General features: G+C 58.3%; 12 protein-coding genes. 9 read left to right on the forward strand and 3 right to left on the reverse strand.

The features are described from left to right. Nucleotides 1-524 precede the first annotated feature (524 nt). From ACM1ZW_RS24450 to pgm, 3 genes are all read left to right on the forward strand, one after another. Nucleotides 525-2,015: a hypothetical protein gene (locus tag ACM1ZW_RS24450; RefSeq protein ID WP_416739536.1), complete on the forward strand. Its 1,491-nt coding sequence runs from the start codon at nt 525-527 to the stop codon at nt 2,013-2,015. Continuing rightward, nucleotides 2,012-3,412 (forward strand): PLP-dependent aminotransferase family protein, encoded by a 1,401-nt coding sequence (locus tag ACM1ZW_RS24455; protein WP_416740837.1) that lies wholly within the window; start codon nt 2,012-2,014, stop codon nt 3,410-3,412. Before ACM1ZW_RS24450 ends, ACM1ZW_RS24455 begins: the two co-directional genes overlap by 4 nt. Before the next feature lie 110 nt (nt 3,413-3,522). Beyond that, entirely contained in the window at nt 3,523-5,169 is a 1,647-nt protein-coding gene (gene pgm, locus ACM1ZW_RS24460; RefSeq protein ID WP_017338757.1) for a phosphoglucomutase (alpha-D-glucose-1,6-bisphosphate-dependent), read from the forward strand. A gap of 104 nt (nt 5,170-5,273) precedes the next feature. Here pgm and ACM1ZW_RS24465 read toward each other — a convergent pair whose 3' ends face one another. Continuing rightward, a complete protein-coding gene (locus ACM1ZW_RS24465; RefSeq protein WP_031318906.1) occupies nt 5,274-5,969 on the reverse strand; it encodes a pirin family protein in 696 nt (231 codons plus the stop codon). Between the two features lie 238 nt (nt 5,970-6,207). Here ACM1ZW_RS24465 and ACM1ZW_RS24470 point away from each other — a divergent pair, with 238 nt between their 5' ends. Continuing rightward, nucleotides 6,208-8,679, forward strand: a complete 2,472-nt coding sequence (locus tag ACM1ZW_RS24470; RefSeq protein WP_416739537.1) for a UvrD-helicase domain-containing protein — start codon at nt 6,208-6,210, stop codon at nt 8,677-8,679. 56 nt (nt 8,680-8,735) lie between these two features. Here the strand turns inward: ACM1ZW_RS24470 and ACM1ZW_RS24475 are convergent, their stop codons facing one another. After that, entirely contained in the window at nt 8,736-9,008 is a 273-nt protein-coding gene (locus ACM1ZW_RS24475; RefSeq protein ID WP_031318908.1) for a DUF1652 domain-containing protein, read from the reverse strand. A 262-nt stretch (nt 9,009-9,270) separates the two neighbouring features. On the opposite strand from ACM1ZW_RS24475, the gene ACM1ZW_RS24480 reads away from it, so the two are divergent. Genes ACM1ZW_RS24480 through ACM1ZW_RS24495 form a run of 4 tightly spaced genes read left to right on the forward strand, consistent with a single transcriptional unit; the run spans nt 9,271 to nt 13,046 of the window. Beyond that, nucleotides 9,271-10,086, forward strand: coding sequence for a helix-turn-helix domain-containing protein (locus ACM1ZW_RS24480; protein WP_416739538.1), 816 nt, complete (start codon nt 9,271-9,273; stop codon nt 10,084-10,086). Between the two features lie 50 nt (nt 10,087-10,136). Then, nucleotides 10,137-11,543, forward strand: a complete 1,407-nt coding sequence (locus tag ACM1ZW_RS24485) for an NAD(P)/FAD-dependent oxidoreductase (RefSeq protein WP_414880493.1) — start codon at nt 10,137-10,139, stop codon at nt 11,541-11,543. A gap of 28 nt (nt 11,544-11,571) precedes the next feature. Continuing rightward, a complete protein-coding gene (locus ACM1ZW_RS24490) occupies nt 11,572-11,913 on the forward strand; it encodes a cupin domain-containing protein (RefSeq protein WP_017338763.1) in 342 nt (113 codons plus the stop codon). A 47-nt stretch (nt 11,914-11,960) separates the two neighbouring features. Then, complete coding sequence (locus ACM1ZW_RS24495; protein WP_414880492.1) at nt 11,961-13,046, forward strand: polyamine ABC transporter substrate-binding protein; 1,086 nt, start codon at nt 11,961-11,963, stop codon at nt 13,044-13,046. 44 nt (nt 13,047-13,090) lie between these two features. Here ACM1ZW_RS24495 and ACM1ZW_RS24500 read toward each other — a convergent pair whose 3' ends face one another. Then, on the reverse strand, nt 13,091-13,747 hold the full coding sequence (locus ACM1ZW_RS24500; RefSeq protein ID WP_017338765.1) for an MliC family protein: 657 nt from the start codon (nt 13,745-13,747) through the stop codon (nt 13,091-13,093). A gap of 413 nt (nt 13,748-14,160) precedes the next feature. Between ACM1ZW_RS24500 and ACM1ZW_RS24505 the strand changes: the two genes are divergently transcribed. Next, complete coding sequence (locus tag ACM1ZW_RS24505; protein WP_416739539.1) at nt 14,161-15,618, forward strand: serralysin family metalloprotease; 1,458 nt, start codon at nt 14,161-14,163, stop codon at nt 15,616-15,618. Nucleotides 15,619-15,629: the final 11 nt, after the last annotated feature.

The raw sequence follows: 15,629 nt of genomic DNA on the forward strand, positions 1-15,629 counted from the left end.
ACTTTTTTTATGCGTACGGGAAAATGAAACTTCCCTGTCGATCAGGTCGGTTCAGCAACTGAACTGGTTTTTGCTCTTGATCTGTATCTTCTAATCGTCATCTAAGCCCTGATAATTGAATGATTACTTTCATCTCAAGGAAAGAGTCATGTCTGGGTATCGGTTTGATACTTTTAAATGCACATCGTTAATATATTTCCGACAAACCGTTGATCGTTGTGCAGTTGCCAAACAATCATCTGCGACTTCTTTCTTTATTTCTTGTGCTAAATGTCTGTGGGATGTTGTCGGACATTTCCTAGGATCTCCCTTCCAGCCCAGAAGCGCCGGTATTACTAGGCTTTGCGGCGGCCTGTCTGTTGCCGGGACAACCGCACTGAGCAGGCATTTCAAATAATTACAGAAGCTTAAGTGTTAGCATTTGGGAACAACGTCCAGCACTTCAATCGTGGCAGCTAATCGATTTGCGCCGTGCATATCGTTGTTTGCTCACGGTTGAACTTATGAGTATCAGGTAGATAAAGATGACCCTTATCCATGACCAGGCGATGAGTTATGTCTATCAGCAAGTGCTGCAACGCTTGCTGAGTTTCTTTTCCCGGGCCGAACGCACAGCGTTGCAGTTGATGATTCAGCGATTAGTGGTCACCGCGGGCGGCATGGATCGCATTGGTGATTACAAGGTGCTGGCCATCCAGTCCGGGTCCCGGGACAGTTGCTACACCCTGGCACTGCTACGCGCCGCGCAGCTCAGTATTGCCGGCAGGGCACCTTCTACCTTCCAGCTGCGTGTGGCTTCATTGCGCATGAACGGCATCAGTTCGACGGTTCAAGACAACATCCATCGCAGCTGCAGCGCCTTGTTCCTCTACGATGATCCCAGGGTCGAAGTATTGATGGCCGATAATCGGGAGGTTTTGCCGTTCAGGCACCTGGCTCCGATTTCGGACGCGGGGCGCGAAGGCAATCGACTCAATCTGCTGATGGTGGGACATCGTCGGTCCCTCGACGGACCGGTCGATCTATGGGACGACGGGTATCTGGCCACTGGCGAATTCGTTGGGCAAATTGCCCGGTGGAACAACGGCGTCGATGCATTGATCAGCAGCGACTCACCGCGTCAGCAGAAACTGTTTATCGAGGGCTTGAAGCGGGCGGGGGCGAAGGCCGGGCTCACGACGTCCAGTCATTCTGGAACCGGTTTTGACATGCTGTTTGCAGTGCTCGACGAACTCGGCAGCGATTGTTACCGCACGTTTTATGACGGAGAGGGCCAGGCGCAATGGCGTCCGGCCGAACAGTTTGAAGCCTGCCGTCGCACCACGTTCATCGACATTCACGACCTGCTGGTCGGCAACCGGGAAGACCGATGGCCGCTGCTCACCGAATTTCTGGGTTTTCAGTCTGACGAACTCACGGCGCAGCTCAGTGACAACGACTACGTCAGTCCCTCTATCTCTGCCCATGTCCGGGGTTTGCAGGCGTGTTTCATGCACGGTGACAGCTATGAATCCGGCGTCGCCGACTACTTGCAGCGAGCCTTGGTGATGATGCGTCGCAAGCGGTTGCCGGAGCGTCTGTGCGAGCAAGCCGTGGAGACCTTTGGCAACCCGGCGAGGCTGTCCGATCAGCGTGCACTGGCTGCGGCCGAGGCGCAGAAAAGCCTTGGGTTGAACGAGGCGCAGCTGGTGTGCCTGCTCTTCGCGCCTTTTGTCGAAAACGGTGCCGGGCTTGAGCGTTTCCTGCGTCAGTGCCACCCTGGCATGCTGGTGGCAATGCCTGACTTGCACCGGGCGATGCAGGGCAACCCGGTGCCGGAACAGATTGTGCACTGGATGGTCGACGTCAGCGGGCTGCCTGTCAGCCTGATCGGCAAGCTGTACCGCATGGGGCCGACGCCTGACGTCGAGGGCAGGGTGACCGACGGGGAGCCGGCCGACGCGCACGGGCAATCCGAAGCCGCCAGTCATGACCATGATGCTGCGGTGGCGGGTGAATGGTCAGCGGGACATTGAAAGCACCTCGCGAGACTGACTTTGCCTATCAGGCGGTGTACCGATACTTGACCCACCTGATCAACGAGCCGGTCAGCGACACGAATGTTCGCTTGCCGTCGTTACGCCAGTTGGCGAGTCGACTGGGCGTGTCGATCTCGACTATCCAGTACGCTTATTCGCTGCTGGAAAAAGAAGGGCGTGTCTATTCGGTGGCCAAGTCCGGCTACTACGCGTTGCCGGTGTCCTCGATCAATATGCCGGGCAGTGGCAACGACCTCCTGGAAACCGTCTATGTCAGCGCCAGACGCCCGGGTATGCTGGTCTTCAGTGCCGATGAGCCGGCGCTGCTGCAGCCTCTCGACAGTCCGTTGTTGCTGCTGGAACGCGAACTGCTGCGCCAATACCCGCGTCTGCCACAACCACCTTCACAACCTTGCGGCGAGCTCGAACTGCGCACCGCTCTTGCGGCGCGTTACACCACGTCGCCAGTGCGTTGCTGGCATGCCGATGACGTTTATGTTGGCGCAGACTTGCGCGGAGTCCTGGAAATATTGATCGCTGTGCTGGGTCTCAAGGACGCCGCGGTGGTCGTCGAGTCGCCGTGTGACTGGACGATCCTGCGCTTGCTTCAGGCCGCGGATGTTCAAGTGATCGAATGGCCAGTGCAAGCCAATGGCAGCCTGGACGTCGAGCGACTCAAGGAACTGCTGGAAAACCGGCCGGTGCAGCTGGTGATGCTGTCGTCGGGGTTGAGTGCGCCGCGGGGCAGTCTGCCGCCCGACGACAATCGACTGGCCATTGCGCAGTTGCTGGAACAGCATGGCAGTTGGGTGCTGGAAAACGACTGTTACGGCGACCTCGAATTCGAGCCAGGCGGCTTGCGATTCCGCGACCTGCTCGACCCCGGCCGGCTGATCGTGTTCTCCACGTTCGAGAAAATCATCGGTTCGGAAGCGCCGTACGGCTATCTGCTGTCGCGACATTTCAGCGAGCAATTGCAGCGGCACTTCCTGCTGCGCTCATTTCGCCTGTCGCCGATTCGCCAGAAAGCGATTGCCCGTTTGTACGGCAATGGCCGGATCGATCAGCACCTTCAGGTGCTGCGCAGGTTGCTCAAGGATCGCAAGGTGCACATGACGCAGCTATTGCAGGAGCGTCTGGGCGACGCCCTGCATGTCGTCGATCCTCAGGGCGGGGCGACGATCTGGGCACGCTCACTGCGTCAGGTCGATATGCGTCGCGTGTTCCAGCGCTTGCTCAAGCATCATGTGGTGATTGCGCCGGGCGAACTCTTCAGTCTGCAGGGGCTGCATACGCAGCATTTGCGCTTGAGTCATGCGTTCGGCGGAGATCATGACATCGGTGCTGCATTGAGCCTGCTGGGAGATGCCTTGCGACTGGAGTCGGTGGACTGAACACGGCTGTAAACATCGTTTGTGCCCATGGATCGATCCCATCGCGTTGCGGTCAAACTGCCAGTAAACTGCTGTCCTATTCCTGAACCACTCTATTCCAGAGGTTTTGCATGACACTCAGTCCTTTTGCGGGCAAACCGGCACCGGCAGAATCGTTGGTCGACATCCCGCGACTGGTCACGGCCTATTACACTGGCCAGCCCGATGCCGCCATCTCCACCCAACGCGTCGCCTTCGGCACGTCCGGGCACCGGGGCAGCTCGTTTGACCTGAGTTTCAATGAATGGCACGTCCTGGCAATCAGTCAGGCGATCTGCCTGTACCGCGAAGCCCAGGGCATCGACGGGCCACTGTTCGTCGGCATCGATACCCACGCGCTGTCCACCCCGGCCGGCGCCAGCGCCCTCGAAGTATTGGCGGCCAATGGCGTGACCGTGATGATTGCCGAGGGTGACGAATACACCCCGACACCGGCGATTTCCCACGCGATCCTCTGCTACAACCGCGGTCGCACCTCGGGGCTCGCGGACGGCATCGTCATCACGCCGTCCCATAACCCGCCGCAAAGCGGTGGCTACAAATACAACCCTACCAACGGTGGCCCGGCCGACACCCACATCACCAAATGGATCGAAGCCAAGGCCAACGAGCTGCTGGGCAACAAGCTCGCCGGCGTCAAACGCATCAGCTACGAACAGGCGCTGAAGGCCAGCACCACCCATCGTCATGATTACCTCAACACCTATGTGGCCGACCTGATCAACGTGATCGACTTCGATGCCATTCGCGGTGCCAAGCTGCATCTGGGCGTTGATCCGCTGGGCGGAGCAGGGGTTCGCTACTGGTCGGCGATTGCCGAACATTACAAGCTGGACCTGGACGTGGTGAACAAGCAGGTCGATCCGACATTCCGTTTCATGACGGTCGACTGGGATGGCCAGATCCGCATGGACCCGTCATCCAGCCACGCCATGCAAGGCCTGATCGGCTTGAAAGAACGCTTCGACGTGGCGTTCGCCTGCGATCCGGATCACGACCGCCACGGCATCGTGACCCCGTCGGGTGGTTTGCTGGCGCCGAACAGTTACCTGGCGGTATCGATCGACTACCTGTTCCAGAACCGTCCGCAATGGCGCGCTGATGCGGCCGTGGGCAAAACCGTGGTCAGCAGCGGTCTGATCGATCGCGTGGCCAAGCGTCTGGGCCGTCGCCTGTACGAAGTACCGGTCGGTTTCAAATGGTTTGCGGACGGGCTGTTCGACGGCTCGCTGGGGTTTGGCGGAGAGGAAAGTGCCGGCGCGTCGTTCCTGCGCAAGGACGGCGGTGTCTGGAGTACAGACAAGGACGGTTTGATCCCGGCGCTGTTGGCGGCAGAAATGACCGCTCGTACCGGTCGTGACCCAAGCCAGGCTTATCGCGCGTTGACTGACGAACTGGGCGAACCGTTCTCGGTGCGAGTCGACGCCAAGGCCAATCCGGAACAGAAAGCCCTGCTGAGCAAGTTGTCGCCGGAACAGGTCACCTCGACCCAGTTGGCGGGCGAAGCGATCCAGAGCATCCTCAGCCATGCGCCGGGCAACGACCAGGCCATCGGCGGTCTGAAAGTCATGACCGAAAACGGGTGGTTCGCGGCGCGTCCATCGGGTACGGAGGACATCTACAAGATCTACGCCGAAAGTTTCGTCAGTGACGAACACCTGAAGCAGTTGGTGGCTGAAGCGCAAACATTGGTGGATGGCGCTATTTCCGCGAAGTGATCGAGTGCCCTGTGGTGGGGAAGCAAGCTTCCTGGCCACAATGGCTTATAAAAAATGGGCGGCCATTTCTGGTCGCCCATTTTTTTTGCCCTGCATTTACCCCATCAAGCCAGGTCCACCAACACAATCTCACTGTCCTCAATGGCCGTTACCCGCAACACCTGCTCATCGGCCACTGCAACACCGTCTCGAGCTTGTGCGCGCAACCCATTGACTTCAATCACTCCCGTGGCTGGCACGAGGTAAGCACGACGGCCGCTGTCCAGCCGATACTCGGCAGACTCGCCAGCCTTCAGGTTCGCGGCCACCAGCCGCGCATCCGCACGAATCCGCAGGCTTTGGTCGTCGCCGCTCTTGCCGCTGGCCAGCGTCACGAAACCTTCGCGCTGGCCTTTCGGGAACGGCTTGGCGCCCCAAGACGGTGCCAGGCCGGTTTCGTTCGGGATGATCCAGATCTGGAAGATTCTGGTTTCGGTGGCTTCCAGGTTGTACTCGCTGTGTGCGATCCCGGTGCCGGCACTCATGACCTGAACGTCGCCCGCTTCGGTGCGGCCTTTGTTGCCGAGGTTGTCTTCGTGGGTAATCGCGCCTTCACGAACGTAAGTGATGATTTCCATGTCCCGGTGGGGGTGTTTCGGGAAGCCGGTGCCGGAGGCGATCACGTCATCGTTCCACACTCGCAGGTTGCCCCAGTTCATACGTTTTGGGTCGTGGTACTCGGCGAACGAAAAGTGATGATGAGCATCCAGCCAGCCGTGGTGGGCGCCGCCCAGGGAGTTGAAAGGTCTGAGTTCGAGCATGATCGTCTCCTGAAATGGGTTTTTGATGGCGAGCATCATCCATCAGGGACTGATCGATAAAAAGCGTAAAAAATACCTCGGTATCATCGAATAAATTGATGTGAAATAGCCTCGAAACATTCTCACCCAGCCTTCACTTCATCGCATAAGCCAATGACCTGTAAGCATTTCACTAGAACTCAACGGCAAATGCAGACACCATAGTCATCAACAGCCTCACACCCTGGAGTCAGCCCGCGTGCCGCAACACACCCCCGATCTTCCTCCTGAACTTCGTCCCTTGGCCGAGATGCCGCTGCTCAAGCGTCTTGCGGCCCGGTTCTTCGGCCATGGCCTGACCCGGCTGCGCGCGCAACACCGCGCGTCATGGTTGCATGGCCAGGCGGATGGCTTCCGCAGTGGCCACATCGCGGGGGTGGATTATGGCTATAAGGAAGGCAAGCTCGAAGGGTTGGAGGAAGGTCGGCAGGTGTTGCTGATCCGCGATTCGCGTTCGACCGAACACCGCCCACCCAGCGTCGACGACAACCTGTTCGATGATTGGCGCCTACCGCTGAGTGCTGACTTGAAAAAGCGCATGAAGGCTGACGTCGCCCGGTTTCTGCCAGCCCATGCCCAGCCCAGCGCTGCACAGTGGAAGATGATTTTCAGCGACACGCCATCAACATCGGTGATCGCCGGCGCGGGGGCGGGCAAGTCCACCACGCTGGTGCTGCGTATCTTGCTGCTGACTCACTACCTGGGTTTCGAACTCGACTCGATGACCGTGGTGACGTTTACGCGTGAGTCGCGCAAGGACTTCATCAATAAGCTGATCGAGCTGTTTGCGCTCTGGGGCCGGGAACTGAGCTTCAAACAAGCACGGGATCTGGTGCGGACCTTCCATTCGCGAATCCTGCCGATGGTGCGCAGTCTGCCGGGCTTCGAACGGCTACAAGCCTTCGAAAACCTCAGCCACCGCTCGAAAAATAGCGATGAGGAGGCCGACAGCAATCCGTTCGACCTTCGCATCAATGACGCCCAGCGTCAGCAGCTCAACGCCTGTTATCACAACCTGCACACCCGCGATGAACGTTTTCGCAATCTGATCACGCCGTTATCCCGCCATGCCTTGCAGCTCAAGGAATTGGAGCGCGATCACCCGGACGTGCAAAAGCGCATGGCCGTGACCGAACTGGCCGCGAAGCGAGATGAAGAGTTGTGCGATTTCATCGAGGACTTGTGGTTCCGCGCCGGTGCCTGGCCGATCAAGGGCATCGAGCCCAATCGTCAGTCGTTCGATATCAACGGCTCGACGTTTCACTGCCATGGCTACATTCCAAGCCTGGACGCCTGGGTGGTGCTGGGGTTCGATCCGCGGGAAAACCCGCAGGTCAGCCGCCCGAATGCCAAGCTCAGCGTTCGTGCCGAGTGGGCTGTAAAGCGAACACTGTTTCAAGCTTTCTGTCGTAAGCCTTTGATATGGCTGGATAGTTACGAATCTTCAAAACGTGTTTTGGCTTCGCTCGCAGGGGATGCCAGCGCCGGGCCGGGGTTCGATTACAAGGTCAAGGGCGAACTCGGTTCCGCGCCGTTGCTCGACTGTTTTGTCGCAGCGGCTGGATTTATCGAGAACCTGGGCCTGGATGTTCCGGGCGCGGTTGGCCAGATGAGTTTCGCCAAGGACGACCCGGACCGTTTTTTCTTCGAAGCCTTGAGTCTTTACTGGCGTGCGCTGGAAGATCATCTGCTGGATCAAAAACCACCGGTGATGACCTACAACCGCATGTTTGCCTTGTTCAGCGAGCACTCCCCGGAAAATCAGAAGCTGCTGAGCGACGAATTGCTGCGACCGCTGTCGCACCTGATGATCGACGAATTTCAGGATGTATCGCCGCAGATCGTTTCCTGGATTCGTGCCAGTCTGGCGGAAATTCGCAGTCGTGGCCCAGCCATGCACGTCGGTCGCGGCGCCCAGCATTCGTCGCTGCTCTGCGTGGGTGATGACTGGCAGTCCATTTATGGATGGCGCGGCAGTTCACCCACGTACTTTATGGAGTTCAACAAGGAATTCCCGTCGCCGAGCACCACCAAGGTCATGCTCAGTGACAATTATCGTAGCCATCAGCACATCATCGATGCCGCCGAACATATCGTGCGCGCCGCGCCCGCCATTGCCGGGAAAAAGGCCAAGGCCAGTGGCGAGGCCAGGTCGTTGCTTCCAGTGAATGTGCTGGATCGCGACGATAAGGGCATGGCCATGCGGCTGATGGAGCACTACAGAAAGGGTGACTCAATCTTGATGCTTTATCGAAAAAGTAGCGATAAGTCATTGATAGAAGAGCATATTCAGTCTGTAGTTAATGTAGATTCTAGCTTGCCGTACGAGTCGCGTCGATTGAAGCAATTGACCTATCACAGCGCCAAGGGCCTTCAGGCCGATGCGGTGTTTCTGCTGGGAGATTGTCAGCACCTGACCAGTTCGCCTTACAAGAATCAGGTCTACCGTATGGCAGGTCTGGGCAAGGCTGGCGACAGAGAAGCTTACGATAACGCACAAAAAGACGAGATTCTGCGACTGGCCTATGTCGGCATCACGCGTGCGGTGAGCCATTGCTACTGGTACGTCGATGGTCAGGACACTCAGGCGGCGAACATGCCGAAGGCTTCCGATAAGATCGGCAAGGGCAAACCATTCTTTGCCGATCACCGCGCGGGCAAGGCTGTTTAATCAGCGGACAATAAAAAGCCCACCTGACGTGGGCTTTTTTACGGCTGACTCAGCCTTCAGGCATAACTCCTGAGGGCCGCCGGTGGAATGAAAGACTCAAGTTCATCCTCCACCGCTTCGATTATGCGTTCCACATCCGCGGCATTCATGACTGTTGCGCAGGGTATACCAGCGATGGCGATCATGGTCTCGCCACTGGCGCGGTCAAACAGACGGGCGATCATGCTGCCCGGTGCATCCATGCTCGCCTCAAAACCCATGGGATGAAAATGCCAGCGCATCAGCTGGCAGGCGTTTGGAAAGGTGACTTTACTGAACCCTTTATTCATATGTTGCCCGCCTTCTTCATCGAGCGCTTCCGTTAGCTCATGGTAGGAGGGAAGAGCCTTCATTGGCTCAACCGGTGACTGCATTTAAAAGTAGCATCCGGATGTGAAAATAATGTGGATTTTTCAGGCCGTTTAGCGATTGGTTCAGTTTTTTTTGATTCAGATCACAGCGCCACAATGATAGGCAAAAAGCCATTATCGAATCGACGTTGAAGCCGGGGCTGAATTTCGGCAAGCTCGCTTTTTTCTCATCGAGACCTTTATGCCCGCCGATGATGATGGTCCGCTGCAAACCCAGGCCACGAGCGAGACGGTCATGCGCTATCACTTGCGCTGGAAACACCGGGACCTGGACGGGGTCATGGCGCTTTATCACCCGGATGTTCAGTACAACGACTTTTTCCAGAACCGTGTGATGGGTCTGGACGAGTTGCGCGAGTATGTACGCAGCAGCATGCCACGCGATCCCGATGAAGCGCTGGAGCACTCGGACCGCATTCGACTGGACGGCAACACGGCATTCATTCAGTACCGCATTACCCTGCGCGGTGGCGAAGGGTTGGTGTCCTTTCGTGCCAGTGAGGCGATTACCGTGCGCGACGGGCTGATCTGGCGGGTCAACGAGTACGCCTCGCTGATGCATGAGCGCCCCCTCAGCAAAACCGCCAACAATCAGCGTCCGGCCGCCAGTCGGCTCGGGTTGTCGCCGCGTCAGCTGAGTTTCATGGCGCAAGACCTGCAACAGTATTTCCAGCGTCAGCAGCCCTATCTGGACCCCGAGCTCGACCTGCAACGGGTGGCGAAGGAGTGCGGCTACAGTCGCAATCAGATTTCCTATCTGCTGAATCAGGTGCTGGGCCAGAGTTTCTATCGCTACGTTAACCAGGCCCGGTTACAGCATCTGCTCGCCACACTGGACACCGCCACGCCGCCGCTGCGGATCGATGAACTGGCGTTTGCCGCCGGCTTCAATTCGCTGTCGGCGTTCTATAGCTGTTTCCGTCAGCACACCGGCCTGTCGCCGAAGGCCTACGCTAAACAAATTTCTTTGCGTGCACGCGCGCAAGACAGCCTCTGAGCCCACGCACTAGGATCAACGCCATCGAAACTTGAGTGGCGGAGTCTTGCATGCCGGCGTGGCGCACTATCAGTTTGTGGATGGACCAGCTCGACGAGCCATTGTTGGCGCGTCCGGCGCTGGAACAGGATCTGGACGTCGACGTCGCCATCATTGGCGCGGGGTACACCGGCCTCTGGACCGCCTACTACCTCAAACGTCTGGCGCCAGGCCTGGACATCGCCATCATTGAAGCGCAGACCGCCGGTTTTGGTGCCTCGGGCCGCAACGGCGGCTGGCTGATGGGCAATATCCTTGGCGAAGACCGCTTGCTGGCCGATCTATCGGCCGAACAGCGCCGCGCCTCTTATGATCTGCTGCACAGCATTCCGGATGAAGTGGAGATTGTCCTCGAACGTGAAGGCATCGACTGCGATTTTCGCAAAGGCGGGGCGCTGTATTGCGCCGCGCGCTATCCGGAACAGGAAGCCAGCCTGCGGCACTATCTCGACAAGCTCTACCAACAAGGCCTGAGCGAAAGTGATTACCGCTGGCTCAGCCCGGAGCAGTTGGCGCAGCAAATCAGAATTGCCAAGCCATATGGCGGTATCTATGCACCGCACGTCGCGACCCTTCACCCGGCAAAACTGGTACGAGGACTGGCTCGGACGGTGGAGCGCATGGGCGTCAGGATTTACGAAAACAGCCCGGTCACCCATTGGCAATCGGGCAGCCTGCGCACGGCAAAAGCGACCGTGCGCAGTCGCTGGATCGTTCCGGCGGTAGAAGGTTACGCGGCTACCTTGCCACCGTTGGGCCGTTACCAGTTGCCGGTGCAAAGCTTGATTGTGGCAACTGAGCCGCTGTCCGCTGCCACCTGGGACGAAATCGGCCTGAGTCGCGGCCAGGCGTTTGGCGAAAGCAGCCGCCAGGTCACTTACGGCCAGCGTACGGCGGATAACCGTCTGGTGTTCGGTGCGAGGGGCGGCTATCAGTTTGCCGGCAAACTGCGTCATGACTTCGACCTGACTACCAGCGAAGTAGAACTGCGCCGTTACCTGTTCGGCGAGCTATTCCCGCAACTCAAGCACGTACGCATCACTCACGGCTGGGGCGGCAACCTGGGCATGTCCCGGCGGTTCAAGCCGCACATGTTGTGCGATCAAGCGAGCGGCATTGCGATTTCTGGCGGTTATGGCGGGGAGGGCGTCGGCGCCAGCAACCTGGGCGGGCGAACCCTGGCCGATCTGATCCTGCAGCGCGATACCGACCTGGTTCATCAGCCGTGGGTCATCCCTCAAGGCGGTCTCGACGTGCTCAAAGCCTGGGAGCCGGAGCCATGCCGCTGGCTCGGCTACAACGCGATCATCCGCAGCTTCGTCCATGAAGACCAGACCCTGGCCAACCCGGCTACCGCGCCCTGGCGGCGCAAACTGGCCAGTGGGGTTGCCGGGTTCATGGAAGGTTTCATGCAGTAAAGCGCTCTCTACATCGAAAGGTATTCCCATGAGCATCACGCAATTCAAGAACACCGCCACCCTGAAGCTGGAGGAATCAAACCCGGTCGCCGTGCCGCTGGGCACCCCCGTGGCGGTGGCGTCCACCACCAGTGTCGAACGCGACGATGGCGTCGAAACCGGCGTCTGGGAATGCACCCCCGGTCGCTGGCGTCGGCAGATCGTGGCCCAGGAATTCTGTCATTTCATCCAGGGACGCTGCACTTTCACCCCGGACGACGGTGAAACCCTCTCCATAGAAGCCGGCGATGCACTGATGTTGCCAGCCAACAGCCTCGGTATCTGGGACATCCAGGAAACCGTGCGCAAGACCTACGTTTTGATTTTTTGATCCTCTGATTGCCTGCCAACAAAAAAAACCTACACAGGAATCCACTCATGATCCGAAAGACCCTGGCACTGGCCCCACTGGCGCTCGTCGTGTCCCTCAGCCACGCAGCCGAGACCGTCAAGATCTACAACTGGTCGGACTACATCGCACCGGACACCACGAAAAACTTCCAGACAGCGACCGGCATCGGCTTCAGCTACGACGTTTATGACAGCAACGAAACCCTCGACGGCAAGTTGATGACCGGTAAATCCGGCTACGACGTGGTGTTCCCCTCCAACCACTTCATGGCCCGGCAGATTCAGGGCGGGGCGCTGAAGAAGCTCGACAAGAGCCAGTTGCCGAACTGGAAGAACCTGAATCCGGTCTTGCTCACGGCCTTGCAGACCAACGACCCGGGCAACGAGCACGGCTTTCCATATCTATGGGGCAGCACCGGCATCGGCTACAACATCGCCAAGGTCAAAGCGGTGTTGGGCGATAACGCCCCCGTGGATTCCTGGGACCTGATCTTCAAGCCCGAAAACATGGCGAAGCTGCAGAAGTGCGGCGTGGCGATCCTCGACAATGGTCCGGAATTGCTCCCGGCAGCCCTCAACTACCTGGGCCTGCCGCATCACAGCAAGAACCCGGAAGACTACAAAAAGGCTGAAGCGCTGCTGATGAAAGTCCGGCCTTACGTCAGCTATTTCCACTCGTCCAAGTACACCAGCGACCTCGCCAACGGTGACATCTGCGTGGCCGTCGGTTTCTCCGGTGACATCCTGCAAGCCGAAAACCGTGCGAAGGAAGCCAGGAACGGTGTGGACATCGGCTATGCGATTCCCAAGGAAGGCGCCGCCATCTGGTTCGACATGGTCGCCATGCCCGTCGATGCCCCGGACGAAAAAGCCGGTTACGCCTTCATGAACTACCTGCTGCGCCCGGACGTCATGGCCAGCATCAGCAACTACGTGCATTACGCCAATGGCAACGAACAGGCTGACAGTCTGATCGACCCGGCGATCAAGAACGACACCAAGGTCTACCCGAGCCCGGAAATGATGGGGAAATTGTTTGCACTGGAAGCGATGCCGCTGAATATTGACCGGATCCGCACGCGGGTATGGAACAAGATTCGCACCGGAAGCTGACAGGCTGGATCGAGACCATCGGGACAGGACGTCCCGTTGCACGATCAGCCAGTGGGCTCGACCGTGCAACTCATTCGTCCCGAGCCCGGCATCTGGAAAAAAGCATCGTTGCCGTCTTGCCAGAAGCTGTAGTTCCCCCGATTGTCCTTGGCGTTGTATCGGGTCGCGGCATCATCCGGCACCTGGATAAGCGTGACCGAGGTATTTGCCCATTTCAGGTAAACGACACGCGGCTCGACATTGAAGAAAGTGGCGCCAATCAACGCGCTGAGCCCTGCGCAACGCAAGGCTATGGGGCCATCGGTGAGTCTGCTCGGATCCCTGGTTCGCGCAATCGCCGAGCCCTGGCGAAGCTGATGCGCACGTTCGGCATAACGTCGGATCGTGCAGGCCTTGGGCTCTGCCCCGGCGCCACACTGATTGCGGGCGTCAGCCCAGAACCGCTGTTCGATCTCGACTTTTTCAGGACTCGGCACCGAATGAACGTCCGTGAGCGCCAGGCGATAAAGGCGCGTCAGTTCAATATCCATCTGCTTCAGTTGGGGGTCGCGACAGATAAGCTTCTCCACGGCGGCGGTGGCCCTGGCGCAATCGAAGCTGGTCGCCAGGACCGTAGAAGTCCCGGCCATGGCACAAAGGTTCGTCGCCGCGCACGCGCTGGCGGCGAGGAGGGCGGCCAAAAAGGGCGTGAGCATTTTCATGCAGGCTTCACCCGGATCATTTCGTGAGCCCCGTGAAGAACGATAACTCGGTATTTCAGTGTGGTCACATTCCTCGAAAAGTCTAATTTTTCACTGATCGAAGTGTACGAAACACAAGATGAATAGTCGGACGATTGCGCCCTGAACAACTTACCCTTATTTAATAATTAAATTATCGATTGTCCGACAATAACGCCGGCTCATTATTTTACATTCAATGTTTGATCAGCATGCCTATTGTTTCCGGGCACTTTCCCGATCACTCAAACTTGACGTCAAAAAAGGAGTGGACGTTTGATTTCCAATTGTGTCAGTTTTCTTTCGCCTTCATTGGGCGAGTGATAGGACGATCTCGCCAGAGATTGTCGCTATCTGACTAAAACTGTTCCATGGCAATACAAGGAAGTGTGTTTATGTCGAAAGTAAAAAGTAACGCTATCGAGAGTGCCGGGCTGGCCTTTCAGCCCTTGCAAGTATTGGCTGCCTCTAGTTCCGCGTTCAATCAGATCAATGGTTTCAGCCATCAGTACGACCGTGGCGGCAACCTTACGGTCAACGGCAAACCGTCGTTCTCCGTCGACCAGGCTGCCACCCAGTTACTGCGCGACGGTGCGGCCTACCAGGACAAGGACGGCAGCGGCAAAATCGAACTGACCTACACGTTCCTGACCTCGGCCTCGTCGAGCACCATGAACAAACACGGGATTACCGGGTTCAGCCAATTCAGCGCTCAACAGAAAGCCCAGGCCGTGCTCGCCATGCAATCCTGGGCCGACGTGGCCAAGGTGACGTTCACGGACAAGGCCACCGGCGGCGACGGTCACATGACCTTTGGCAACTACAGCGGCGGTCAGGACGGCGCGGCGGCATTCGCCTACTTGCCCGGTACGGGCGCAGGTTACGACGGGACCTCCTGGTACCTGACCAACAGCAGCTACACGCCCAACAAGACCCCGGAGCTGAACAACTACGGCCGGCAAACCCTGACCCACGAAATCGGTCATACCCTGGGCCTGGCCCATCCCGGCGACTACAACGCCGGTGAAGGCGCACCGACCTACAACGACGCGTCCTACGGGCAAGACACCCGCGGCTACAGCGTCATGAGCTACTGGAGTGAAAGCAACACCAGCCAGAACTTCAGCAAGGGCGGTGTCGAAGCCTATTCGTCGGGCCCGCTGATGGACGATATCGCAGCCATCCAGAAGCTCTACGGCGCCAATACGACCACCCGGACCGGCGATACCACCTACGGTTTCAACTCCAACGCCGGTCGCGATTTCCTGAGCGCGTCTTCGTCGTCGGACAAGGTCGTGTTTTCGGTGTGGGATGCGGGCGGCAAGGACACCCTGGATTTTTCCGGGTTTACCCAAAACCAGAAGATCAACCTCAATGAAGCCTCGTTCTCCGACGTTGGCGGCCTGGTGGGCAATGTGTCCATTGCCAAGGGCGTTACCGTCGAAAACGCCATCGGCGGTTCGGGCAATGATTTGCTGATCGGTAACGGTGTATCCAACGAGCTGAAGGGCGGTGCCGGCAACGACATCCTTTACGGCGCGGGCGGTGCAGACACGTTGTGGGGCGGCGCCGGTTCGGACACCTTCGTGTTCGCGGCCAGCAGCGACTCCAAGCCGGGTGCGGTCGATCAGATCCTCGATTTTGTCAGCGGTCTCGACAAGATCGACCTGAGCGGTATCACCAACGGCGCAGGCCTGCATTTTGTGAGCGCCTTCACGGGGGCGGCGGGCGATGCAGTGCTGACCACCTCCGGTGGCAACAGCCTGGTGTCGGTGGACTTCTCCGGGCATGGCGTGGCTGACTTCCTGGTCAGTACCGTTGGCCAGGCAGCATTCTCGGACATCGTGGCCTGATTCAAGGCAAA

The sequence above is a fragment of the Pseudomonas sp. NFX71 genome, from assembly GCF_048079215.1.
Classification (GTDB): Bacteria; Pseudomonadota; Gammaproteobacteria; order Pseudomonadales; family Pseudomonadaceae; genus Aquipseudomonas; species Aquipseudomonas fluorescens_B.